A 22,065-nucleotide genomic window follows, 5' to 3' on the forward strand; every position below is an offset into this window, starting at 1 on the left:
ATGAGCAAGAACGAGTTCGATTACATCGTGGTCGGTGCCGGGTCGGCGGGGTGCGTGGTGGCCAACCGCCTCAGCGCCGAACGCACCACCCGGGTCCTGCTGCTGGAGGCCGGGCCGCGCCACGATAGCGTGATCCTGAAGATGCCCGCCGCCCTGGGCCTGCCCCTGGAAAGCAAGCGTTTCAACTGGGGCTTCAAGAGCGAGCCCGAGCCGGGCCTGAACGGCAACCGCAGCGACCAGCACCGTGGCCGGGTGCTTGGCGGTTCGTCGTCGATCAACGGCATGGTCTTCGTCCGCGGCAACCCGCTGGACTTCGACGGCTGGGCGGCGGCCGCGCTGCCCGACTGGTCGTACAGCCACTGCCTGCCGTACTTCAAGAAGATGGAGACCTTCGACGGTGGCACGGACAACTTCCGTGGTGGTTCCGGGCCGCTACACGTGCACCGCTGCAAGGCCGACAACCCGCTGTACCAGGCCTTCCTCGGCGCCGGCCAGGACTACGGCCTGCGCCTGAACCCGGACCAGAACGGCGAGCGCCAGGAAGGAGTCAACGTGGCCCAGGCCTCGACCTACAAGGGCGAGCGCTGGAGCACCGCGCGTGGCTACCTGGACTCGGCCGCCGGGCGCGACAACCTGGTGGTGAAAAGCCGCGCCTTCGTCACCGGCCTGGTGTTCTCCGGCAAGGCCGCGGTCGGGGTGAAGTACGAGATCGATGGCGTCGAGCAGATCAGCCATGCCGCCAAGGAAGTGATCCTCAGTGCCGGTGCCTTCGGTTCGCCGCAGTTGCTGCTGCTCGCCGGCATCGGTGATCAGGACGAGCTCAAGGCCCTCGGCATCGAGCTGCGCCACCACTTGCCCGGGGTCGGCAAGAACCTGCAGGACCACGTGGCCGTGGCGATCCAGTATTCGACGCCCAAGCAGGGTGTGTCGCCGACCCGCGCGCTGTCGCCGCTCGGGCGGCTGTTCGTCGGGGCGCGCTGGATGGCCGCGCGCAGTGGCCTGGGGGCGTCCAACTACTTCGAGGTGGGGGCGTTCTTCCGTGGCAACGACCAGGTCGAGTACGCCAACCTGGAGCACGAATTTCTCCCCATGGTGGGCGAGTTCTACCGCGGCAAGGCGCGCATCACCCCGGGCTTCCAGTACTTCACCAGCGTCATGCGCCCGGCCAGTCGTGGCAGCGTCACCCTGGCCTCGAAGGATCCCAAGGCCGATCCGCTGATCCGCCTGAACTTCCTCACCGCGCCGGGCGACCTGGAGCAACTGCGCGAAGGCCTGCGCAAGACCCGGGAAATGATCGCCCAGCGCTCCTGGGACGAACTGCGCGGCGAGGAGCTCAGCCCCGGCAAGCACCTGCAGAGCGATGCCGAGCTGGAAGCCTGGATCCGCGACAACGCCGGCACCACTTTCCACGCCTGTTCCACCTGCCGCATGGGGGTGGACGAGATGGCGGTGGTCGACCATGACGGCCGCGTCCATGGCATCGACCGGCTGCGCATCGTCGACGCCTCGGTGTTCCCGGCGCTGACCACCGGCAACACCAACGCCCCGACCATCATGCTGGCGGAAAAACTGTCCGACCACATCCTCGGCCAGGTCGCTGCGCCGATGGAAGTGTCGGCCTGGCGCGAAGCGCTGGCGCCGGCCCTGGACAAACCCGGACTGCCTGCCGGCATGCCCCACTGACCCTGCCCCGGTCCGGCGGCGACCCGTTCGCCGCCGGACATCCTGATGGAGAAACGACTTTTGGCGCGTCTTGCTTTGAGCGAGGTGGACAGCCTCGCCCGCGCGGTGCTCGAACTGCACGGTTTCAGTCGCGAACAGGCGCTTGCCGTGGCGCGGACCATGGTCTGCGGACAACGGGATGAGTGCGCTTCCCACGGCGTCTACCGCCTGCTGGTGTGCATCGCCACGCTGAAGGCCGGCAAGGTCGACCCGCGCGCCGAGCCGCAGGTGCATGACCATGCGCCGGGCAGTGTGCGGGTGGATGCCGCCGGTGGCTTTTCCCAGCTGGCTTTCGACCGCGGTGTACCGCTGCTGCGGCGCAAGGCGGTGGACAACGGCGTGGCGGCCCTGGTGATCAACCGCTGCGTGCACTTCTCGGCGCTGTGGGTCGAGATCGAGACCCTGACCGACCTCGGCCTGGTGACCCTGGCCTGCAACCCGAGCCATGCCTGGGTCGCTCCGGCGGGCGGGCGCGGGCCGGTGTTCGGGACCAATCCGATCGCCTTCGGCTGGCCGCGCCCGGGCAAGGATCCGTTTGTCTTCGACATGGCCACCAGCGCCATTGCCCGTGGCGATATCGAGTTGCACCGGCGTGCCGGCAAACCGGTGCCGCTGGGCTGGGGCGTATCTGCCGACGGCGAGCCGACCACGTCGGCCGAGGCCGTGCTGCAGGGCGCCATGCTCACCTTCGGCGGGCACAAGGGCTCGGCCCTGGCGGCGATGATCGAACTGCTGGCGGGGCCGCTGATCGGCGACCTGACCAGCGCCCAGTCGCTGGCCCACGACGCTGGTGCGGGAGCCTCGCCGTTCCATGGCGAGCTGATCCTGGCCTTCGACCCCAGGCGCTTTCTTGGCGAGCGCTACGAGCATTACCTGCACAGCGCGGAAACCCTGTTCGACAGCATCGAGCAGCAGGGTGCCCGCCTGCCTTCCGCCCGGCGCTACGAGGCGCGTCGGCGCAGCCTGGCGCAGGGCGTCGAGATCAACGATGAACTGCTGGACGAACTGAACGCGCTACTGCATCGGTAGCGCCTGGAGAACATGTGATGACGGCTATATCAGGCAAGAACTTCATCGCCGGTGCGCGTTGCGCCAACGGCACCACCCCCCATCGCAGTGTCGATGCCAGCACCGGCGAGGCACTGCCCTGGACCTTCTGGCAAGCCAGCGCGGAGGAAGTGGACCAGGCGTGCGATGCCGCCGCTGCGGCGGCGGCTCGATTCCGCAGCACCAGCCCCGGGCAGCGAGCCGATTTCCTCGACGCCGTGGCCGCCGAGATCGATGCCCTGGGTGAGGATTTCGTGGCCATCGTCTGCCGCGAAACCGCACTGCCGAGTGCCCGGATCCAGGGTGAGCAGAAGCGCACCACGGGCCAGTTGCGCCTGTTCGCCGAAGTGCTGCGCCGTGGTGATTTCCTCGGCGCGCGGATCGACAGCGCATTGCCGGAGCGCCTGCCGCTGCCGCGGCCGGATTTGCGCCAATACAAGATCGGCATTGGCCCGGTGGCGGTGTTTGGCGCGAGCAACTTCCCCCTGGCCTTTTCCACTGCGGGCGGTGATACCGCCTCGGCCTTCGCCGCCGGTTGCCCGGTGGTGTTCAAGGCCCATAGCGGGCATATGGCGACCTCGGAACTGGTGGCTGGCGCCATCACCCGGGCGGTCGAGCGCTGCGGCCTGCCGGCGGGGGTGTTCAGCATGATCTACGGGAGCGGGGTCGGCGAGCAATTGGTCAAGCACCCGCGGATCAAGGCCGTGGGCTTTACCGGCTCGCTCAAGGGCGGCCGTGCCCTGTGCGACATGGCCGCCGCGCGCAAGGAGCCGATCCCGGTGTTCGCCGAGATGTCCAGCATCAACCCGGTGATCGTCCTGCCCCGTGCCGCCGAGCGGCGTGGCGTGGTCATCGCCGGGCAACTGGCGGACTCGATCGTGCTCGGCTGCGGCCAGTTCTGTACCAATCCGGGGCTGGTGCTCGGCCTGCGCTCGCCGGCCTTCAGCGCCTTCGGCGAGGTGCTCGGCAGCGCCCTGCAAGGCAAGCCGGCGCAGACCATGCTCAATGCCGGCACCCTACGCAGCTACCAGTGCGGTTCGCAGCATCTGCAGGACACTGACGGAATTCGCCTGCTGGCGGAGGGCGCGGCCGACGGGCAGGCGCCGGCCCGCCTGTTCGGCGCCGATCAGCGCCTGCTGCTTGAAGGCGATGAAGTGCTTCAGGAAGAGGTGTTCGGCCCGGCATCGGTGCTGATTGCCCTCGATGACAAGGCCGCACTGCTGCGTGGCCTGGAGGCCATGCAAGGTCAGCTGACGGTGACCCTGATCGGCGATGACGAAGACCTGGAGGCCTTCGCCGAACTGATCCCGCTGCTGGAGGACAAGGCCGGGCGCCTGCTGGTCAACGGCTACCCGACCGGGGTCGAGGTGGCCGACGGCATGGTTCACGGCGGGCCTTACCCGGCCACTTCGGATGCGCGCGGCACTTCGGTCGGCAGCCTGGCGATCGAGCGCTGGCTGCGCCCGGTGTGCTACCAGAACTTCCCGGACAGCGCGCTGCCCGATGCTCTCAAGCGCGACAACCCGCTGGGCATCACGCGCCTGGTCAATGGCCGGGCGAGCACGGCGGCGGCCTGACATATCCTGTACCTGCTCCGGGCTACCGGGGCAGGCGCGGATCGGGCTATGGTGCGGGCTGAAAAATTTCGTATAAAATATTCGAAGTCCGCCCTGGAGAAAAACCACCGTGTCTCTTTTCTTGAAAAACGTCCCCAACCTGGGCATTGCCCCTTCCAGCTCGGAGATCATCCTGAAGCACCTGCGGGACGCGATTATCAAGGGCGAGTTGCCGGAAGACGAACCGATCCGCCAAGACGAACTGGCCAAGTCGTTCAACGTCAGCAAGATCCCGGTGCGCGAGGCGCTCAAGCGCCTGGAGTCGGAAGGGCTGGTGGAATTCCACCGCAACCGCGACGGTGATCGTCGCCGACTCCAACGGCGGCTGGTCGCTGGCCAGCGCCAAGCTGGCGATCCAGGGCATGGCCGGCTTGCCGGTGTATGTCGAGCAGCCGTGCCGCAGCACCATTGACTGCATCCTCGCTGCCCGCGGCTCGAGCCTGCCGCTGGTGCTGGACGAATCCATCGTCAGCGCCGACGAAGTGTTCCGCGCCAAGTACGAGGCCAACGCGGTGTCGGTGAACATCAAGTTCGGCAAGCTCGGCGGCCTGACCAACCTGGTGCGCGCCCGCGACCTGCTGCAGGATCTGAACATGGCGGTGTCGGTGGAGGACATGTGGGGCGGCGACATCATCACCGCTGCCACCAGCCACGTAGCAGCCACCACCCGCCCTGAAAGCCTGCTGATGACACCGTTCTTCAACGACTGGACCGACGGCCACCTGGCCCACTACCAGCCGCGTTCGCAGGGCGGCTTCGGCAGCGCGCCGACGGGGCCGGGGCTGGGCATCGAAGTGGATGTCGGCCGGCTGGGGGCGCCGCTGTTCAGCGTCGAATAAACGGTTCTTGTTGGGGACGATAGAGAATTCGGAAAAAATCGTACGCTAAGCTTCGCGAGTTCTTGTAACCAATTCATTGTTTTTTCAATGGATGAAAGAAAATGGCGAAAGCTATTTGACAAACAAATCGGGATCTTATAACTTACCTACCAAGTAGTCGGTAGATGAAATAAAGCCATGAAACTCAATTCAGATCTTTCGCAGCGTGTTGTCGTCGAGCCTTCAAGCTTACAGTGGGTCGATTCGCCAGCGACCGGGATTCAACGCCAGTTACTGGAGCGTGATGGCGACGAAGTGGCGCGTGCCACCTCGATCGTGCGATACGCGCCGGGCTCCGCTTTTGAAAATCATAAGCACGACTTGGGCGAGGAGATTCTGGTCCTGGACGGCGAATTCAGCGACGAATCCGGGACCTTCGGGCCTGGGACTTACATCAAGAATCCACCAGGTTCTTCGCATGCACCGAGCTCCGCGACGGGTTGCACGTTGTTCGTCAAGCTGCGCCATCTTGATCTAGCCGACAGCCAACGCACCGTGGTCGACACCCGTAACGGCCCCTGGTTTCCAGGCCTCGTGCCGGGTCTGTCGGTGATGCCACTTTCTGAGTTCGACACACAACATACGGCTTTGGTGCGCTGGGCCCCGGGGACACGATTCAATTCGCATCGTCACTACGGCGGTGAAGAAATCTATGTGTTGGAAGGCGTCTTTGAGGATGAGTTCGGAAGCTACCCTACCGGCACATGGATGCGCAGTCCGCATTTGAGTGCTCACCGTCCCTTCAGCAATACAGGCTGCACCATCCTGGTCAAGACAGGCCACCTGCCAGTCGCCGAATCAAATGAGGCGCTTGCATGAAGCATTTCTCCGAAATCTCGCCGACCGCCGAGCGGGTGGTCGATGCCGCTGAAGGGTTGGTACAGCAGCACGGCTACAACGGCTTCTCATACGACGACGTGGCCCAGTTGGTAGGCATCAAAAAACCAAGTATCCACCACCACTTTCCCAAGAAGGGTGAACTCGTGGCCGTGGTCGCACAGCGCTACACGCACCGGTTTCGTGAGGAGTTGCTGAGCATCGAAGGGCAGCATGCGAAAGCGCCTGACAGGCTAACTGCGTATGCGGCACTTTTCGAACGCACCTTCGCCAAGGACCGGCGCCTTTGTGTCTGCGGCATGTTGGGTGCCGAGTCGGACTCGCTGCCGGACGCCGTTGTGAGCGAGGTCGAGCGATTCTTTAAAGTCAATCTCGACTGGTTGACTCTTGTCGTTGCCGATGGTCAGCGTGCCGCGCTGATCACCTCGAATTCCACCCCAGAGGCTCTCGCAGAGGCATTCTTGTGCGCGTTGGAAGGCTCGATGATGGTGGGCCGTGGCATGCGGTCGTCACGCGGACCGGCCGAAGTTGGAAACACTTTTCTTTCCACCGTGTTGACCTGAGGTCGGCACTTTTTTTGCAACACAACCCTACCATTTAGTTGGTAGTTAAGGAGATTATTATGAGTACTGAATTTAATGGCAAGAAGTTGTTGGTCATCGGCGGCACTAGCGGGATGGGACTGCAAACTGCCCGCATGGTTCTTGAGCAAGGCGGAAGCGTCGTCATCGTCGGTCACCGTGAAGACAAGGCCGAAGAGGCCCGCAAGGCGCTGTCGTCGTTGGGCACCGTGACCGCCCTGACTGCCGATCTCTCGCGAGCCGAAGATGTGAAGCGACTCCTGCATACCATCGATGAACACCACAAGGACATCAATCTTCTGGTCAACGCGGCTGGGGTGTTCTTCCCGAAGGCGTTTCTTGAGCACACGGAAAGTGATTACGAACAATATTTGACGTTGAATAAAGCGTTCTTCTTCATCACACAAAAAGTCGTGGCCAATCTCGTGGCCAGCGAGCGTCCCGGCGCCATTGTGAACATCGGCTCGATGTGGGGCAAGCAGGCGATTGCGGCTACGCCGTCGTCCGCGTATTCGATGGCAAAAGCAGGTTTGCATTCGCTGACCCAGCACCTTGCGATGGAGCTGGCATCCAAACAAATCAGGGTCAATGCCGTTTCTCCGGCGGTTGTCGAAACGCCGATTTACGAGGGATTCATACCCAAGGCCGAGGTTCATGGCGCCTTACAGGGATTCAACAGCTTCCACCCAATCGGCAGGGTTGGGACGCCACAAGACGTCGCCGAGGTCATCCTCTTCCTGTTGTCGGACAAGGCAGCATGGGTGACGGGCGCAATCTGGGACGTTGACGGCGGCGTGATGGCCGGGCGTAACACATAATGGGGGAACGAGAAATGAACACAAACATTAAAGGAACTCCCGGCAACGGGATCAACGTCGGCGCATTGCGTGAGTTTGCAGATCAGGTCGCAGCAAAGCCCGCCGCAGGCATCGCGACGTTCGGCGTCGTGACAACCTGGGAGGGTGGCACCCGGACGCGTGCGCGAACCATGCCGCTCGTACTAGGTGACACGGCCTTGGCGCGCGGCTTTGTCATCGACGCGGACGAACCGGCAGAATTGCTCGGTACCGACACGGCCGCTAATCCACAAGAATTGATCCTGGCTGCGTTGAACGCATGCATGACTGCAACCTACGCGGCAAATGCGGCGGCAATGAACATCGAGTTGCAATCGCTGACTATCCGCACGAAGGGAAGCCTCGATCTGAGAGGTTTTCTTGGAATCGATCCTGGGATCAATCCAGGGTACGACCAGGTCGAGTATGAGGTCGAAATGGAGTCGTCGGCGGATTCGGCGGCGCTGAAAGCATTGCACGCGCAGGTGCAGCGAACATCGCCGAATTACCACAACTTCGCGAGAGCCATTGATCTCAAGGCCAAGCTGACCATTCTCCAATGATCGAGTCAGTGTTTCCCGTGGTTGGCTGACGGGAGGCCAAACCAGATGCGCTATGACGGAAGGTTCAACCTTCCGTCATCACGTTCTCTGGAATACGCAGTGTCAATTTGAGGTATACCCTAACCGGATGTCAGGCATGCCCGTGCCGCGCCGTCAGAATAGAGTCCGCTTTCACATTCTTTGACACATGCTTGCCAAGGTCTTAGATTTCAGCCTGATAAATTCAAGGCTTCGGGTGCAATGGAACCAAAAACCAACGTAAGCCCTGCCGCCCATCCAGCCCATGGAGGCATCTTGCAGGGACAACGCATCGGTTACGTCCGGGTCAGCAGCTTCGACCAGAACCCGGAACGCCAGCTGGAGCAGACCGAGGTGAGCAAGGTGTTCACCGACAAGGCCTCGGGCAAGGACACCCAGCGCCCCCAGCTCGAAGCGCTGCTGAGCTTCGTCCGCGAAGGGGACACCGTGGTAGTGCACAGCATGGATCGCCTGGCCCGCAACCTCGATGACCTGCGCCGCCTGGTGCAGAAGCTGACCCAGCGTGGCGTGCGGATCGAGTTCTTGAAGGAGGGGCTGGTCTTCACCGGCGAGGACTCGCCGATGGCCAACCTGATGCTGTCGGTGATGGGGGCCTTCGCCGAGTTCGAGCGCGCCCTGATCCGCGAGCGGCAGCGCGAGGGCATCGCCCTGGCCAAGCAGCGCGGCGCGTACCGTGGCCGCAAGAAAGCTCTCTCCGACGAGCAAGCCATCACGTTGCGGAAGCGGGCCGCTGCCGGCGAGCCGAAGGCGCAGCTCGCCCGCGAGTTCGGCATCAGCCGTGAAACCCTCTACCAGTACCTCCGCACGGACGACTGATTTATGCCGCGTCGCTCGATCCTCTCGGCCACCGAGCGCGACACCTTGCTTGCGCTACCGGAAAGCCAGGATGACCTGATCCGCTACTACACCTTCAACGACTCCGACCTGTCGCTGATCCGCCAGCGACGCGCGACGCCAACCGCCTTGGCTTCGCGGTGCAGCTCAGCCTGCTGCGCTACCCCGGCTATGCGTTGGGCACCGACAGCGAGCCGCCCGAGCCGGTCATCTTATGGGTGGCCAAGCAAGTTCAGGCCGACCCGGCGAGTTGGCCGAAGTACGGCGAGCGAGACGTGACTCGCCGCGAGCACGCCCAGGAACTGCGCACCTACCCGACGCTGCGCCCGCTGATCGGCGGCACCCTGAACATTAAGCACGTCCGCGCCCACTGGGATGACATCCTGCGCTAGGCCAGCTCGATCAAGCAGGGCACCGTCACCGCCTCGCTGATGCTGCGCAAGCTCGGCAGCTATCCACGCCAGAACGGCCTGGCCGTGGCCCTGCGCGAGCTGGGCCGGATCGAGCGCACGCTGTTCATCCTCGACTGGTTGCAGAGCGTCGAACTGCGCCGCCGCGTGCATGCCGGTCTGAACAAGGGTGAAGCACGCAACTCCCTGGCCAGGGCGGTGTTCTTCAACCGCCTTGGGGAAATCAGGGATCGGAGTTTCGAGCAACAGCGCTACCGGGCCAGCGGTCTCAACCTGGTGACGGCCGCCATCGTGCTGTGGAACACGGTGTACCTGGAGCGCGCCACCCAGGGGTTGGTCGAGGCCGGCAAACCGGTGGACGGCGAGCTGCTGCAATACCTGTCGCCGCTGGGCTGGGAACACATCAACCTGACCGGCAATTACGTCTGGCGGCAGAGCCGCAGGCTGGAGGACGGGAAGTTTCGGCCGCTAAGGCTGCCCGGAAAACCCTAGCGTACGATTTTTTCCGTTTTCTCTATTCGCCCCATATCGATCAGTAAGACCGCTGCAAAGTCACCTCAGCTGGTCGAAATCTCCACTGGGTGTAAGGTACTCCTAGGTGCTACTTCCTCTGTCAGCGTAACGGAGATCCGGGACCTGAAATGGCAGGAGGTCGAGAGCCTGAAATTTTCGGATGGGAGCGTCGCGACGATCGTCGCGACCGATCCAAAAGCTGCGGCTGACTAACTATGCACCCCGCAGCGCAGCAGGCCAAATTAGCGGCCGCACTAAAGCTCATTACAGATGAAGCAGATCCGATCCAGGTGCGTGTCAAAATGGCCTACGTCTGGGGCTATATTGACGCCTTGGCTGATGCTGGACTTTTGAGCCAGGCGGAGGCTGACCGCCTGCAAAAGGCCGCAGAGCAACGCCGCGATAAACGCCTCGCTGACTTGGGCGCAGATCCCTTGCTCACCAGCTGAAAGGAACCCGCCCCCGGATGTCTCGGGGGGCGGGTGGACAGTCATCCGAGGCGTGGCCGGGAAGGTTCTGCAACTGGCTCTTCAGCCGTTTCAAGATCCAGTCGCTGCTCACGTTGAGCAAGCACATGCCGCGCATAGTCGACCAGGTGGCCAGAGATCTCGTACAGCCGGTCCTCGGCACGATTGACCAACCGATAGCGATCGACGGCACCTACTCGCTTCGTCTGCAGCGAATCGAAGCCGCCTGCAATGATGTCGTCGACGAACTGGCGTGCGGTCACCACGTTTCCGTTGTAACGGTAGTGCGTGCGGTCAAGCTGAGCGAGCACGTGCTGCAAGTGGCTCTCAGCAGCACGTTGCTGCGCAGCGGCGTCGCGGCGATGTTGCTTTTCCGCCTCCATCTGGCTGGCCTGCTCCGGCGAGTATCCTGCCCACCCATAGATCGCTACGGTGATCTCCTTGGCTGTCTTGGCTAGTTTGATGCCTGTGACCTGTGTGAAGTAGCGCTTGGATAGATCGTTTTGCCCCCGCGGCCGAGCCAGCCACCCCAGCAAATGATCGATGTCCTTGTCGATCAACGCCAAGGCGAACTCGCGGTGCATCCGGCCGGGGATCCCGCTGTGGCGATCCGGATCCTGCGCTCTCATGAACTCGGCGTAGCCTTGGGCGACCCGCTCCATCTCGATGCCGGCGTCGCCGCGTTCATTCTTCAACCGTGACCAGGCCGTTTCTGTCTGTAGAGCTGCGACAGCCTGCTGGATGGCCTGCAGTGCGTCCCACGGCCGGCGTCCGGATGCTTCTACAGCACAGCGGAGCTCGATCGAAAGAGGGCAGTCGGGATCGTCCAGCCTAACCATAACCGACTGGTCGGTGGCACGGTTCAGCTGAAGCTCCGCTGGCAGATCAGCATCTTGCTGCTGGCCTTGGCCGATACGGCGTTGCATACCTTTCTGTTGGTACACCTGCAGGACGTGGTCGAGCAGCTGGTGGCCATCGCTATCGGCCGGGAAGAGCTCCATGAAGCTCGTAGCGTCGACCTCGAACCGAGGGTTGTCCTTGTTCTGTTCCTGCAGTCTGCGCTCGTAGTGGGCCTGCAGGCGGTCCAGTTCGCGCACTGCCCACGCGCAGGCGGAGGAAAGGCTAGTTTTGGGGCCAGTCACACCGCCTCCGGTATTCGGCAAGTAGGTTCCAGGCGACTGGTATTCCACCAGGATGAAGAACGGCGATGCGCGGTCCTTGAACCGTAACTCGTAGGAGCGATCGTCCAGGGGCTGTGCCCGGAACTTGCTCTGGTCAAGAGGCTGGATCTCGGCTGTGCTGTCGGCGCCGAGGTTCGCCTGGCGTATTTCCTCATTCAGCTGGACGAAGAAGGCGTTGCTGTCGAATGCCGGGGCGGATGCCGCTACAGCCAAGGCGGTCTCAAGCGAAGACTGACTCGGCTTTTTGGGCCAGGGCTGCCCGAGCGGGCGCCATTCCCCGCCGATGAATGCTCTCGCCCAGAAGCAATCCCTGCCGCCATCCTGCCGGCGGGGGTCATACTTCGATAGCTTGCGGTGAATGAGGGAGACAGCTGTTCCACGGATCAGCACGTGGACCGTTGCATTGTCGAGGAGGTCACCGACCTTGTGCGTTGCTCCCTGGGCCACCCCGCTCTCTGGCGACGTGGCCAGCGCCGATGGAGCAGCTTCATCGTTCGTCAGGAAATTCTTGGGACGATCTTGCAGAACGCCGGGGCCTCCGTGCGGTAACGCGGCGGCAGGTTCGGTGATCCGCACACCGTCCTTGACGATGCTGCGAATGCCCAGGGTGTTCTCTTCAAGAGATTCGCCGGCGTCGTTGCTGCCAATGGACTTCCAGTAATGATCTGCTTGGCTGAGTGAGTCCTCGATTCGCTCTCGAAGGTCATCCAGTGCGTCTGCTTCCGATAGGCCGGAGCCGCGCAGCTCGGCGTACTCAGGACCTTCACGGCGAGCCTCGTACCATCCCTGTCCTGGTGTGCGGTCATTCCACGAGACAGCGACCTCGCCGAGGATTTGCTGCAGCGCCCAATCTGCCATTTTCAGCGCTTCGGCCTTCTGTCTGGGCGTTGTGACGCTGTCCTGTGATCGAGCTATCCGACGCTGTTCCAGGACGATTCGGTTGCCGGCATAGAATACGGCGTCGAATCGAGAGGTAAACCCGTCCCCTCGGCAAGTCATCGGCTCCGATCGGCCGCTATGGTTACCCTGATGGTGATGAGTTGTGATCGCGCTGTACCAGCGGCCCTCGTCCAAAGCAACCTGGATCATTGCGGTGGCCATCGCCCGGCCCTTTACCCGCTGGTCGGCTTCATACAACAGGTTCTCGACCTCGGAGGAGTCTTGTTCGTCCACTGCGCCCTTTTGGGTGACAGCAAGAATCTTGGTTTGAATGAGGTCGACCGTGTAGGCCGGATCCAATCCTCGTAGCGGCATCACCCCGGCGACGATTTGGCCATCCAACTTCGCGTGCACAAGAGAGCCGTGGTTCGGAGCGTCGATTTCCCAGTCATTGGCTACGAAGAACACGGCCCCTGGGTACTTCACCGCAATGTAGTCGTGATAGCGCTTGTCGAGTGAAACGAGGCGGCCCGAGGACCTGGCTAGGATCACGGCATCTTTGTCGTCGTGCATCCTTCGGTACACGAATACCGGTTTCATCGCGTCAGCGGTCTCATGCTCCAGAAAACGGCTGATGTCCGGCCGTTTCGCCAGAGGCGTATTCTGGAAGCGACGGCTCTCGTTCTTCTCGAAGCTGCGGTAGTTCGGTTCTTCCAAATCGAATACGTGGCCGTTGGTCCAAGCGACAGAAGCTCCGTTCCGGACCCGGAACCAGCCGTTATCCTTGTCTATCCATGCTTTGGTGAAACCGATTTCTGACGCTAGAGGCTTTGTCACGGCCTGGGCCCCGAATGGCTCGAACCGTTCCCAGTTGCGCTCCTCCTCTTCGGCTTTGGCTGCCGCGAGCCTGGCCTCCAGGTCGACCAGGAGGCTTTCCGCCTGGTGGACGGTGGTTGCAGCACTTTCTAGCATCTCGATGGCCAGCGCGTTCTCAGGAGCAATGGTGCGCAAGTCCTCGATCCGCGCTGCAGTTTTCCGCAGATGGCTGGCTTTGAACCCCCGGAGGTTATCACCCAGTCGCCTCACTGCATCCGCCAGCCGTTTGGGCTCGCTGGGTATATCCTGAAATTGTTCCAGACCTACGGCTATGTTGAATGAGGCGGGAGAGGGTAGATGTTTCTCCATGAGCGTCACCAGCTGGGCCTGGTCCGCCGGCAGGTCGGCGCTGAAGGCGAGCTGGGCAACCCAGTCTCCTTGGGACACCACTCCTCTGTCAGCGCAAAGAACACGAATGAGTGCCTGAACCCGGCGCTTGGGATCGACCTCCTTCCTCGACACCGCCAGAGCAGCTTGAAAGGCTTCTACAGGATCAGCGGGCGGTAGGAACTGCAGGGATCCGTCAGCTACCCAGCACGTCTCGACTTCCACCATCGCTTCGGCCGCATCTCGAATTAGCTCGAAGCCTTTGTCACCCGCCGAGTTTTCAAGAACCTTGCTCACCACCCCGGTGACCGGCTGCTTTGCCGCGTTGGCAGGAGTGAAGCGGACTCGATCGCCCGCCTGCATTGTGCTCCCGGTGAGCTCATTTTGTGGCAAGGTGGCCCGGGCGGCGGCGACCATCTCGGTCATTTCCGAGGCCATGAGTTGCCGGGCGGATTTGACTGCATTGTGGTCGCCACGCTTATGAGCGGCATACAAGTCGCGCTCGGCTCTGCTGAAATCGGCCGAGCGATAGTGCTCGGCCGGGGCGAAGAACCGGTACCCGTTGAAGGATGTCTCAGCGTAAAAATCGCCGGGAAGCGAATAGCGAGTAGCTTCGTACCTCGTGTTGATCCCGTACAGGGGGAGCCTGGTGGGAGCGGTGGATGGCAAGCGCAGCAAAATACGTGATCTGGTGATATCGGCCGGCTCTGCATCGGTGGTCGTTGCAGGTCGAGGCAATACCTCACGCTGCGCATTGATCTCGTGCCAGCCCTTCATCCATTCGCGCATCGCAGGTACGCCATCGCCTACGTTGCCCCCCAACGTTGCCATCAGATCCTTATCCCAGGCTGGAACGCACTTCATGCCCTGTTCTGCAGCCCGTCGACCTAGTTCATAAGGAGACAGCTGGACGGGCGAGGAGATTGCACTCGTGCTTTCAAACTTGAAGGCCTCAACCAGGGACTCCCTGACGGCCTCCGCCGCCACGTGGAGCACTCTTTCACCTTTGGTGAAGGGGTCGCCGTTGACCTGCACCACACCCCCTTGGGACACAGCGATACGGACAGATACGTCTTCGCGGACCAGCGTGGCGTAGCGCCATTTGCCAATGGTGGACGGGCCAGACTCCTCCCAAGGTGAGACTTCCGCGTTGAGCTCGGCGGCGAGTTTTTCAACGATGGCCATCCCCTCGTAAAGGCGATTCTCAGGGCCGTCTTCCAGGCTTTCATCGGCATCATCCGACCATTCCAGCCGGGCACTGGAGAACCCCTGCTGAAGGAGGTTCTGGGCAAAGATGTTCGCGAAGCTGCGGTCAAGGCCCCGCAGTTCTCCGCCACGGATCGGGTTCTGCACTGCGGTCTCGCACAGAACGAGGTGACCGGCGGGGCGTATCTCGAAAATCATTTCGCTATCGATGAAACGATCGCCGTTCGACTCCAGGTAGTGGGTGAGGCAGAGACGTGGCGACGATTCCGCTGGCAGACGCTCGATAATGAGATCCGTGTAGGGCGGATTGACGAGCCGGACGTAGCTGTTGAATCCCGTCATCAGCCGCTCTGCCAGGCCAGCCTCTGATAGCAGCTTGGAGACGGACCGGGCTGCCCGTTCACCTGGGCCGTAGGCGACATCTGGATAGTCGACCAAGACGTGAAATGGTATTTGCTTGCCGTCGGCGAATGCCCGGCGAACGGCCTGCTTGTGAGCTGCAGTCAGCGCTTTTGCGGGTGTGATCTGGTCTGTCGCGAATGCCTGGTTACGGAAATGGACCTCCACTGTTCCGTCCGAGGCCCTCCTGGTGACCGCGACTGTCTTGAATTGGTGTTGGGATACCAGCCATGCCTCCGTGGGCTCGATCGAGCTGCTGCCCGCCGCTGCGCCAACGCGCTCAGGCTCCCAAGCGTCATCGATCGATGCTGCCTGGATCTGGTCTTGAGGATGAGGCGCTGCAGGGGAGGTATCTACCGGCTGCTCTGCGGTATCGAGACGAAGGCGTTCGGCTTGGGCGAAGTCTATCGCCTGCTTTCGGTCGAGCGCCTCAACGCTGCAGGGGAAGCGACCATCCTGGAATACCACAAGGTACTCAGACACCATGCCGCGACGGCCAAACTTGGCTACTTCATGGGCCTTCACGACTCGCGCAGGACCAGTGCGCTTACGTGCCGACTTGATTGCCGGAAGCATGAAGGCTGCGACAGATGACCGTTCAGGCGCAGCTGCAGCGATTGTGTGCGACTGGTCTGGCTCAGGATCCAGAAGGGAAGGGTACTCGGCAACAACATCGAAAGGGACCTGCTTGCCCTCCGAGAGAGCTTTCATCACCACGTCGTAGTGCGTTACGGCCTCTTCCAGCGCCGCGATGGCCTCTTGGTCGCCGGCGAGCGCACGCTGATGCCGCCATGCCGCAACACCGTAGGAAAGCTCGGAAAGCCTGCCAATTCGCCCAGCCTCGGAACTTGCGGAAACCTTCATCGGTGTGGCGAGCTCGCGTCGAGCGGAAATCCACTCTGCCGAACTCATCTGCCAGGGGGCCTTTTCGACGCCGGCGTTTTGTCCCGCGGCGACTGAAACAGCTTCAAGATTGCTCGGGATGGGGACGTAGAATATCTCCGACATTTCCATCTGGCGCGACCTGGCCTTGGGGAAGTGGCGGATAATTTCGGGGAGGGTGAAGCGGAGGTTGGTGCGTCGGTAGAGGGCTCCATCTTTCTCGAAACCCAGCTCCGTTACCGACTGGGGGATCACTCCCCCAGGTAATGACCGCAGGACAAGCGACTTGCCTTCTGGATCTTGTTGGACGTTTAGCTCTACATCATGTTCAGAAAGGTCGATCCAGGTTGGCATCCACTTACCTCATCTCATTTTCAGCTGCGCCTCCGCTGAGAGAAGAAGTGCTTGAGGAGGCGCTCGAATTCATTGGTTTTCTCGGCTGCCTGGGCGATGGTTTCAAGCGCGGCCAGGGTGGAGGCCTTGCTGCCATACTTCAGCTGCAGCTGCTCAAAGATCTTGTCCATCTCCTGCTCCGGGAGATGTTTCTCGACGTTTTTCTTCGTCGCGTCCATCAGGTGGATCAGCGTCATTTCTGGGGTAGCGCAGTGCATCTCGAACTGCCCCAGGGGATCCTCGAACTTTGCGAGCTCGTACATCCTCTCGTCGGTGAGCTTGGGATGGACCATGCTCTGTACGATGCGGAAGTCACCCTCGTATGGCGCGATGCTTTTCTTGTATGGGTAGTCACCTCCTAGAAAAACTCGCCCGTCCACAGGTTTGCGGTACCAGGCGGTGGAGTGCGTCAAAGCAGCGCTTTGGAAGCAGAACTTCGCCAGGCGGATGCCATAGAGCTCAAAAAGGACCTCGGCATCTTTTCCCGTCCTGAAGTAAACCCCTTGCGCGACCCGAACGATCTGTTTGTCCCGCTTTAGGGCGTATGCTTCGTGCTTGTCGGTGTTCACCCCGACAAGCAAGACATCATGTCGTTCGTCCATCAATCGAAAACCATCATATTAAGATTAGTATTTATAATCAAACGAAAGTAAAACAGAGGCGTCGTCACATCGCCTCTCCCTCTGGTGGCAGCAAATGGGCATAGATCTGTGTTGTGGCAAGATCCTCATGCCCAAGATTCTCCTTGATCTGCAAAATCGGCACGCCTCTGGCGAACATGACGCTCGCGGCCGTATGGCGGAGCACATGTGCGCCACAACGCTTCAGCTTTCCTGCCAGCCCAGCAGACTGCAGGTGCCGGGATACCTGTTGGTACACAAGCGATCCGGAGAGACGTCGTCCAGCCCTTGAGATGAAGAGCAGATCGCTTTCCCGCTCGTGCTGCTGCAAAACTTCGGCCCGGGTCTTGAGCCATGCACGCATGGGATCGAGGGCGCGGTCGTCATGTGAAAAGTCGATCAGCCGCTCCTTATTCCCTTTTCCTACTACCCTCATCCGGCGGTAGTGAAGGTCCAGTCCACTAATAGTGGCATTACAGATCTCTTCGTTCCGGAGACCGGTCGCAAGCCCTAAGCTGACTATGGCGGAATCCCTGACTTTCGCTGGGCCATGACTTGAGTCTATCACCTGTAAGAGATGACGCTGGTCTCGCCACATCAAAACCGGAGGCAGTCTCTTTGGCCGGTTTCCTCCACCTGGCGTGCCAGGCCTGCGGCCCGTGTGTCTCGGCAGGCGTTCCATTGGACTATCCGTCACGACTCCGGTTTCAACAAGCCAGTGGAACAAGGCGCACAGCGCAGAGTGGCGCAAGACCTGATATGCCCTGGAATAGGGCTTCCCGCCGACGCCAGGAGCTCGGAGGAACGCTATCACGCAATCATCGTCAAGCGCATTGGGGAACGCTTCCTCGCTTCGACTGTCTATGTAGCGCAGGAAGCCGGTCGCCACTGCGCAATAGACGCGAATCGTCTTCGACGAATACGGGCTGGCGAAGGCGGTCCTCAGCCAGTTCTCGAATGCGTCGACGGCGAATGCGGGAGTGGTCACGGAAAGAGATCCAATTTTCGTGTATAAATTTGATTTCAGAGTAGCTACAGAGTGCCTATATGTTTCACGTTGGCGCTGTTAAACTATAAAACAATGCGAGTCATAGCCACAGAGGAACCCACATGCAGACGATGACCTTGGCCCTGAAATCACTGGTTGACCAGGTGAAGCAAGGCCCGGCGCTGGGTAATTCTCAAGCCTCCAGCCCCTCGCGCAGCGTCAAGATCGCTGATGTCCGGGAAGCTGCAGCCGAAGCCAAAGAATCCCTCCAGCTCAGGTACCGCTAAACTCAGGCGGGCCTTATAACCAATTAAAAGTCGCTATTCTGCGGACAAGAGTCTACAAAAAAGGGGCGTCAGACCAGTGGTTTGGCGCCCCTTTCTTTATGCCCTAAAGCGATGGCCGTGTGCCATTATTTTCATCTCGAAATGTCGCGTCTGCCATAACTTTGGCGCCAGAAAAATCGAGATAGCAGACCTCGGGGATTTCGTAATCGCGGTCGCCAATGCTTTCGTCCGGGAAGGCCTCCTGAAGCTCGCCGACGTCAACGCGCATGACTGCCGGCAGCCGCCCTGAGCTAGCCACGATAGCGCCACTGCACACATCGAACTCATAAGTCTCATCGCAGCAATGGAGCAGGGCGGTTCCGCGGGAGAGCTGGCGAGCGATAGCAGGAAGCACCCCCGCAGAGTGGATCGCTGTGACGCCGGCGGGAGTGACGCTGACTTGGGGCCACGAGCCCCCCAGCTGGTTCGGCTCGGATCCGCCTGTCCTCTCGGCGTAACCCAGGAGCACCAGGTGGGTGAGATTTTCAGCACCATGTGCGCCATCGCCGCCCCGAGTGTCGCCCCACGCATATCCCGCAGCACCCTCTGCCGAGGTCAGGTAAATTCGGGCCAATTCGCCTAAATCAGGGTCCGACTTCACACCGGGAAGCAGCGACTTGAGACCTAGAGATGTCAACGGTGCATCACCGCACGCCCCTGGGTAGCTGCCGCGGAATAGGTACACTTCGCTATCCAGGAGCTTCGGTGACAATGCGAGCACGGCGCACATGGGCACCGTCTGCGGGCCTATCCCATCACACACGAGCGCCGCGTAATGGGGGGCGGCCAACACATGACCACCTGGTAGCTGCACGGGTTTCACACCCTGCTGAAGGCCCTGCCCGAGTGCTCGAAAAATCCGGTCCGCGAATCGCCGATGCGGATCCTGGACGATCATCCTGTTTTCAAGCGCCATGAGGGCTCGCAGCTCCTCATGACAGCTCTCGACCAGGGAGCTGTCACTCGAATCACGGTAGCGCTCGATGTCATCCATCAGCTTCTGATGAGGATTTGCGACATCAAAGGTCAAGTGGGCCAATCGACACGAGAAAGGCCAGGGAGTCTGACCATAGGTGCCGGGAAAACGCATTTCCCGTACCGTCGTCCAGAAACGATGCAGCTGCTCCAGATCATCGAAGCGCTGCAGGAGATCCGTCACCCGGTCGCGTACTCCGGTGACTGGCCAGTGCTCCTCTGCAGGCCAGTGCGCCAGAACGTCGTCGATACTGTTCAACATGTCTGTGTACCTGTGTTAAGGACGAGGACCTTCAAGCTCTAAGTCCGGCTCGAAGTCGAAGTCACTGGCGTCGAAAATGTCATCCGGGGCGCCTGCCGCAACCGCGGCCGTCATCTGGTCCCGGTGTTCTGCCTCGAATTCCTCACGGAAGTCGGGATGGAAGCTGAGTACATATCGAGCCATTCGCTCCGCATCACGCGAGGCACGGAAAATCTCCTTCTTGTCGTTGCGGAGGACCTGCAGGTAGTGGTCGACGTAGCCCGCATGCCCATCGACGCTTCCGGGCAGCGCAAGCCGCATGGCCATCATGGCGCTGGCCATCTCCGCACGCAGTTCCTCGCGAGCATATTCATCTGAGTCGCGGCTGGGCCCGAACTCACGAGCTAGGCGACTTTCGTGACCTGACCAGTGTGCGATCTCGTGCAGCAGAGTGGTGTAGTACTCGGCGTCGGAGGAGAACGACTCCCTGTCGGGCATATAGATCCTGTCCTCGGAAGGGGAGTAGCCTGCGCGGCGGAAGCCATGGACGATGTCGGCCCCGCAAGCCTCAATGATCTCCTCGCAGATATCCCGAGTCTCGGATGAAAGCAGCTTCTCTCCGCGGCCAGTGGTCTCCAGCTCAGGAGCCCCGTCCATTTGTGCCAGGTTGAAAACCGAGTAACTGCGAAGAAGCGGTATGACGCGAACTTCTGGTTCGCCGGTCGCACTCAGCTCGCCGGTTTCCTTGGTGAGACGCTTGTAGAAGTAGATCTTGGAGCCGCTTTCACCGCCACGGACTTGCCAGCCTTGAGCTTGCGCGGTCTTGTAGGAGCACCACCGGTTCTCTTGGTAACCCTGCGAAAGAAGTAGCATCACGTTGATGCCATGATAGGGCTTGCCGGTTACGGGATTCATCGGCCATCGCGGTGTGTTATCCCACTCGCATCGCCAAGGCTCTGCTCCAGCTTCGATGGCGGATATGATCTGATCCGTCACCTCTTGGTAGTGGTCACGAGGCGCACCTCGCTCGTGCTTCCCTTTTTTCCCAGCTCCAGCGCCCTTCCGTCGACCAGGTTCGGCTGCTGCTTCGAGGGGATCAATCGGCTCCTCGATCGGGGGAGGGCTGGATGGCAATGCCGGTGACGACGAGGCTGCCGGCGCCTCATCGCTCATGCTCAAGCGGACCGACGGGCCATCGGCGCTAAAGCTCCGATCATCGCCGCGCTCCCACAGCATGGCAGTCGCTTCTGCCGTCTTACGATCATCCTTGACCCTGGAAATCTGCTCAGACGTGGCGTTGGAATCGTGTCGGAGTAACTCTTCGACCTGCAGCGCTTCTTGCGCAGCCTTATACAGCGCATCTTGTTGCTGACTGACGCTGAATTTTTGCAGCCACTCAGGGCCAAACTCGTTTCTAAGCTGCTGCAGAACGGCCGCATGCTGAGTCCCAAGGCCTGGGTAGCTGGAGCGACTCCAGCAGTTGTTCAGCTCGGCTTTCCAGCTTCGGCCTTTCAGGGTGCGGAAGACCCTGATGGCCTCCAGTTGCAACAAAGAAAGCTTCGTGTCCTGCCGGCTGGCATTGTTAGAGGCTACAGGAGCATGGGCCGGCGGCGCCTGTGTCGCCGAATCGCTGGGACGAAGGCGTTTGATCAGGGCCATCAGCCTTACTCCCCGTCCAGATCTTCGGCATCCTGCAGATCGCCCGGGACGGCGTCCAGCCCGAGGTCACGGACTTCCTGCCAGCCCAGATCGTCGTGGGGGATATCACGGGCGCCGACTTCAGGCAGGATCTTCTGTGTATTGGTGTTGGCGGTATCGCTCATGGCAGTCTCCATCTAGGGGGAAATCACCATGATTCTATTAACTGAGGCGTTTAAAAACAAACGATAGTCAATTTTGAGCGCGAAAAGACCCGTCGCCGGGCCTGGCAGGATGCCAAGAAAAGAAGGCCAGCTCCATCTGGGAAGCACATGGTGCGCCGGAGCCGGTAAGGGAAGGGGGAGCGCTTTAGGCGGGACTTAGCCGATGCAGGTACGGAAGTAGTCCATGCGACCTTTGAATTTGAGGCCTGCAAGATCATCCATATCGGACAAGGCGTCCTCAGTAATCTTGTCCAGCATGACGAGCTTCATGGCTCGAATCACCTCATTGCTTTCCTCAGGTTCCAGCATTCCGACAACCATCCGGAAGGCGACGTCTTCGACGAGGCGATCAGCGGCCGCGACAGCCACCACCACATCCAAAACTGCTTTCCGAACCACGGGCTGGTATGTCTCGTCGGAGTACGTCTCAACGAATTCCTCACGCTCATTCGGATCAGCGATCTCCACCTCGGCATACTGCTCAATGGCGTCGGCCAGCAAGGCCTCCGAGACAACTGTTTGAATGAGTCCGTCGAATACTTCTTTTGCGTTTTCCATCGTCACGTG

At 61.0% G+C, this 22,065-nt stretch carries 18 protein-coding genes and 2 pseudogenes; 13 read left to right on the forward strand and 7 right to left on the reverse strand.

Annotation, left to right across the window (positions count from 1 at the left end; translation table 11 throughout):
• The 12 genes and pseudogenes from DMX12_RS06375 to DMX12_RS06430 all read left to right on the forward strand — a co-directional run bounded on the left by DMX12_RS06375 (position 1) and on the right by DMX12_RS06430 (position 10,325).
• Positions 1-1,683 (forward strand): choline dehydrogenase, encoded by a 1,683-nt coding sequence (locus DMX12_RS06375; protein ID WP_016715857.1) that lies wholly within the window; start codon positions 1-3, stop codon positions 1,681-1,683.
• Between the two features lie 60 nt (positions 1,684-1,743).
• Positions 1,744-2,751 (forward strand): Ldh family oxidoreductase, encoded by a 1,008-nt coding sequence (locus DMX12_RS06380; RefSeq protein WP_047150112.1) that lies wholly within the window; start codon positions 1,744-1,746, stop codon positions 2,749-2,751.
• Between the two features lie 17 nt (positions 2,752-2,768).
• Positions 2,769-4,346 carry an aldehyde dehydrogenase (NADP(+)) gene (locus DMX12_RS06385; RefSeq protein WP_049696799.1) on the forward strand — a complete coding sequence of 526 codons (1,578 nt, stop codon included), beginning with the start codon at positions 2,769-2,771 and terminating at the stop codon, positions 4,344-4,346.
• A 121-nt stretch (positions 4,347-4,467) separates the two neighbouring features.
• A pseudogene (locus DMX12_RS29805) lies at positions 4,468-4,680 on the forward strand (GntR family transcriptional regulator); the annotation flags it as partial.
• A gap of 4 nt (positions 4,681-4,684) precedes the next feature.
• Positions 4,685-5,224 carry an enolase C-terminal domain-like protein gene (locus DMX12_RS06395; protein WP_198528928.1) on the forward strand — a complete coding sequence of 180 codons (540 nt, stop codon included), beginning with the start codon at positions 4,685-4,687 and terminating at the stop codon, positions 5,222-5,224.
• Positions 5,225-5,401: 177 nt separating this feature from the next.
• The gene (locus DMX12_RS06400; protein ID WP_004574802.1) at positions 5,402-6,082 is read left to right on the forward strand and encodes a cupin domain-containing protein; all 681 of its coding nucleotides are present in this window, start codon (positions 5,402-5,404) and stop codon (positions 6,080-6,082) included.
• Positions 6,079-6,663, forward strand: a complete 585-nt coding sequence (locus DMX12_RS06405) for a TetR/AcrR family transcriptional regulator (RefSeq protein ID WP_004574803.1) — start codon at positions 6,079-6,081, stop codon at positions 6,661-6,663. Before DMX12_RS06400 ends, DMX12_RS06405 begins: the two co-directional genes overlap by 4 nt.
• Before the next feature lie 59 nt (positions 6,664-6,722).
• On the forward strand, positions 6,723-7,499 hold the full coding sequence (locus DMX12_RS06410; protein WP_004574804.1) for an SDR family NAD(P)-dependent oxidoreductase: 777 nt from the start codon (positions 6,723-6,725) through the stop codon (positions 7,497-7,499).
• Between the two features lie 14 nt (positions 7,500-7,513).
• Complete coding sequence (locus tag DMX12_RS06415) at positions 7,514-8,080, forward strand: OsmC family protein (RefSeq protein ID WP_004574805.1); 567 nt, start codon at positions 7,514-7,516, stop codon at positions 8,078-8,080.
• A 294-nt stretch (positions 8,081-8,374) separates the two neighbouring features.
• Positions 8,375-8,935, forward strand: coding sequence for a recombinase family protein (locus DMX12_RS06420; protein WP_009681541.1), 561 nt, complete (start codon positions 8,375-8,377; stop codon positions 8,933-8,935).
• Between the two features lie 3 nt (positions 8,936-8,938).
• Positions 8,939-9,855: pseudogene (locus DMX12_RS30235) on the forward strand (Tn3 family transposase).
• 236 nt (positions 9,856-10,091) lie between these two features.
• Complete coding sequence (locus DMX12_RS06430; RefSeq protein ID WP_009681542.1) at positions 10,092-10,325, forward strand: hypothetical protein; 234 nt, start codon at positions 10,092-10,094, stop codon at positions 10,323-10,325.
• Between the two features lie 41 nt (positions 10,326-10,366).
• On the opposite strand, the gene DMX12_RS06435 is transcribed toward DMX12_RS06430, so the two are convergent.
• The 3 genes from DMX12_RS06435 to DMX12_RS06445 form a co-directional block, all read right to left on the reverse strand.
• On the reverse strand, positions 10,367-16,447 hold the full coding sequence (locus DMX12_RS06435; RefSeq protein ID WP_009681543.1) for a hypothetical protein: 6,081 nt from the start codon (positions 16,445-16,447) through the stop codon (positions 10,367-10,369).
• 20 nt (positions 16,448-16,467) lie between these two features.
• Positions 16,468-17,088, reverse strand: a complete 621-nt coding sequence (locus tag DMX12_RS06440; RefSeq protein WP_009681544.1) for a hypothetical protein — start codon at positions 17,086-17,088, stop codon at positions 16,468-16,470.
• A 64-nt stretch (positions 17,089-17,152) separates the two neighbouring features.
• Positions 17,153-18,094, reverse strand: coding sequence for a tyrosine-type recombinase/integrase (locus tag DMX12_RS06445; protein ID WP_009681545.1), 942 nt, complete (start codon positions 18,092-18,094; stop codon positions 17,153-17,155).
• Positions 18,095-18,216: 122 nt separating this feature from the next.
• Here DMX12_RS06445 and DMX12_RS29410 point away from each other — a divergent pair, with 122 nt between their 5' ends.
• A complete protein-coding gene (locus DMX12_RS29410; protein WP_009681546.1) occupies positions 18,217-18,381 on the forward strand; it encodes a hypothetical protein in 165 nt (54 codons plus the stop codon).
• Between the two features lie 103 nt (positions 18,382-18,484).
• Here DMX12_RS29410 and DMX12_RS06450 read toward each other — a convergent pair whose 3' ends face one another.
• The 4 genes from DMX12_RS06450 to DMX12_RS06460 form a co-directional block, all read right to left on the reverse strand.
• Positions 18,485-19,657 carry a hypothetical protein gene (locus DMX12_RS06450; protein ID WP_009681547.1) on the reverse strand — a complete coding sequence of 391 codons (1,173 nt, stop codon included), beginning with the start codon at positions 19,655-19,657 and terminating at the stop codon, positions 18,485-18,487.
• Positions 19,658-19,672: 15 nt separating this feature from the next.
• The gene (locus DMX12_RS06455) at positions 19,673-21,295 is read right to left on the reverse strand and encodes an ArdC family protein (RefSeq protein WP_009681548.1); all 1,623 of its coding nucleotides are present in this window, start codon (positions 21,293-21,295) and stop codon (positions 19,673-19,675) included.
• 5 nt (positions 21,296-21,300) lie between these two features.
• The gene (locus tag DMX12_RS29260) at positions 21,301-21,459 is read right to left on the reverse strand and encodes a hypothetical protein (protein WP_009681549.1); all 159 of its coding nucleotides are present in this window, start codon (positions 21,457-21,459) and stop codon (positions 21,301-21,303) included.
• Positions 21,460-21,654: 195 nt separating this feature from the next.
• Positions 21,655-22,056: a hypothetical protein gene (locus DMX12_RS06460; protein WP_009681550.1), complete on the reverse strand. Its 402-nt coding sequence runs from the start codon at positions 22,054-22,056 to the stop codon at positions 21,655-21,657.
• Positions 22,057-22,065 lie beyond the last annotated feature (9 nt).

This window comes from Pseudomonas sp. MB-090624 (assembly GCF_003205245.1).
Classification (GTDB): Bacteria; Pseudomonadota; Gammaproteobacteria; order Pseudomonadales; family Pseudomonadaceae; genus Aquipseudomonas; species Aquipseudomonas juntendi.

What these genes read in the sequence shown, in the direction of transcription:
- DMX12_RS06375 (WP_016715857.1), top strand. Translation starts at nt 1, where the DNA reads ATGAGCAAGAACGAGTTCGATTACATCGTGGTCGGTGCCGGGTCGGCG.
- DMX12_RS06385 (WP_049696799.1), top strand. Translation starts at nt 2,769, where the DNA reads ATGACGGCTATATCAGGCAAGAACTTCATCGCCGGTGCGCGTTGCGCC.
- DMX12_RS06400 (WP_004574802.1), top strand. Translation starts at nt 5,402, where the DNA reads ATGAAACTCAATTCAGATCTTTCGCAGCGTGTTGTCGTCGAGCCTTCA.
- DMX12_RS06405 (WP_004574803.1), top strand. Translation starts at nt 6,079, where the DNA reads ATGAAGCATTTCTCCGAAATCTCGCCGACCGCCGAGCGGGTGGTCGAT.
- DMX12_RS06410 (WP_004574804.1), top strand. Translation starts at nt 6,723, where the DNA reads ATGAGTACTGAATTTAATGGCAAGAAGTTGTTGGTCATCGGCGGCACT.
- DMX12_RS06415 (WP_004574805.1), top strand. Translation starts at nt 7,514, where the DNA reads ATGAACACAAACATTAAAGGAACTCCCGGCAACGGGATCAACGTCGGC.
- DMX12_RS06430 (WP_009681542.1), top strand. Translation starts at nt 10,092, where the DNA reads ATGCACCCCGCAGCGCAGCAGGCCAAATTAGCGGCCGCACTAAAGCTC.
- DMX12_RS06435 (WP_009681543.1), bottom strand. Translation starts at nt 16,447, where the DNA reads ATGCCAACCTGGATCGACCTTTCTGAACATGATGTAGAGCTAAACGTC.
- DMX12_RS06440 (WP_009681544.1), bottom strand. Translation starts at nt 17,088, where the DNA reads ATGGACGAACGACATGATGTCTTGCTTGTCGGGGTGAACACCGACAAG.
- DMX12_RS29410 (WP_009681546.1), top strand. Translation starts at nt 18,217, where the DNA reads ATGCAGACGATGACCTTGGCCCTGAAATCACTGGTTGACCAGGTGAAG.
- DMX12_RS06450 (WP_009681547.1), bottom strand. Translation starts at nt 19,657, where the DNA reads ATGTTGAACAGTATCGACGACGTTCTGGCGCACTGGCCTGCAGAGGAG.
- DMX12_RS06455 (WP_009681548.1), bottom strand. Translation starts at nt 21,295, where the DNA reads ATGGCCCTGATCAAACGCCTTCGTCCCAGCGATTCGGCGACACAGGCG.
- DMX12_RS29260 (WP_009681549.1), bottom strand. Translation starts at nt 21,459, where the DNA reads ATGAGCGATACCGCCAACACCAATACACAGAAGATCCTGCCTGAAGTC.
- DMX12_RS06460 (WP_009681550.1), bottom strand. Translation starts at nt 22,056, where the DNA reads ATGGAAAACGCAAAAGAAGTATTCGACGGACTCATTCAAACAGTTGTC.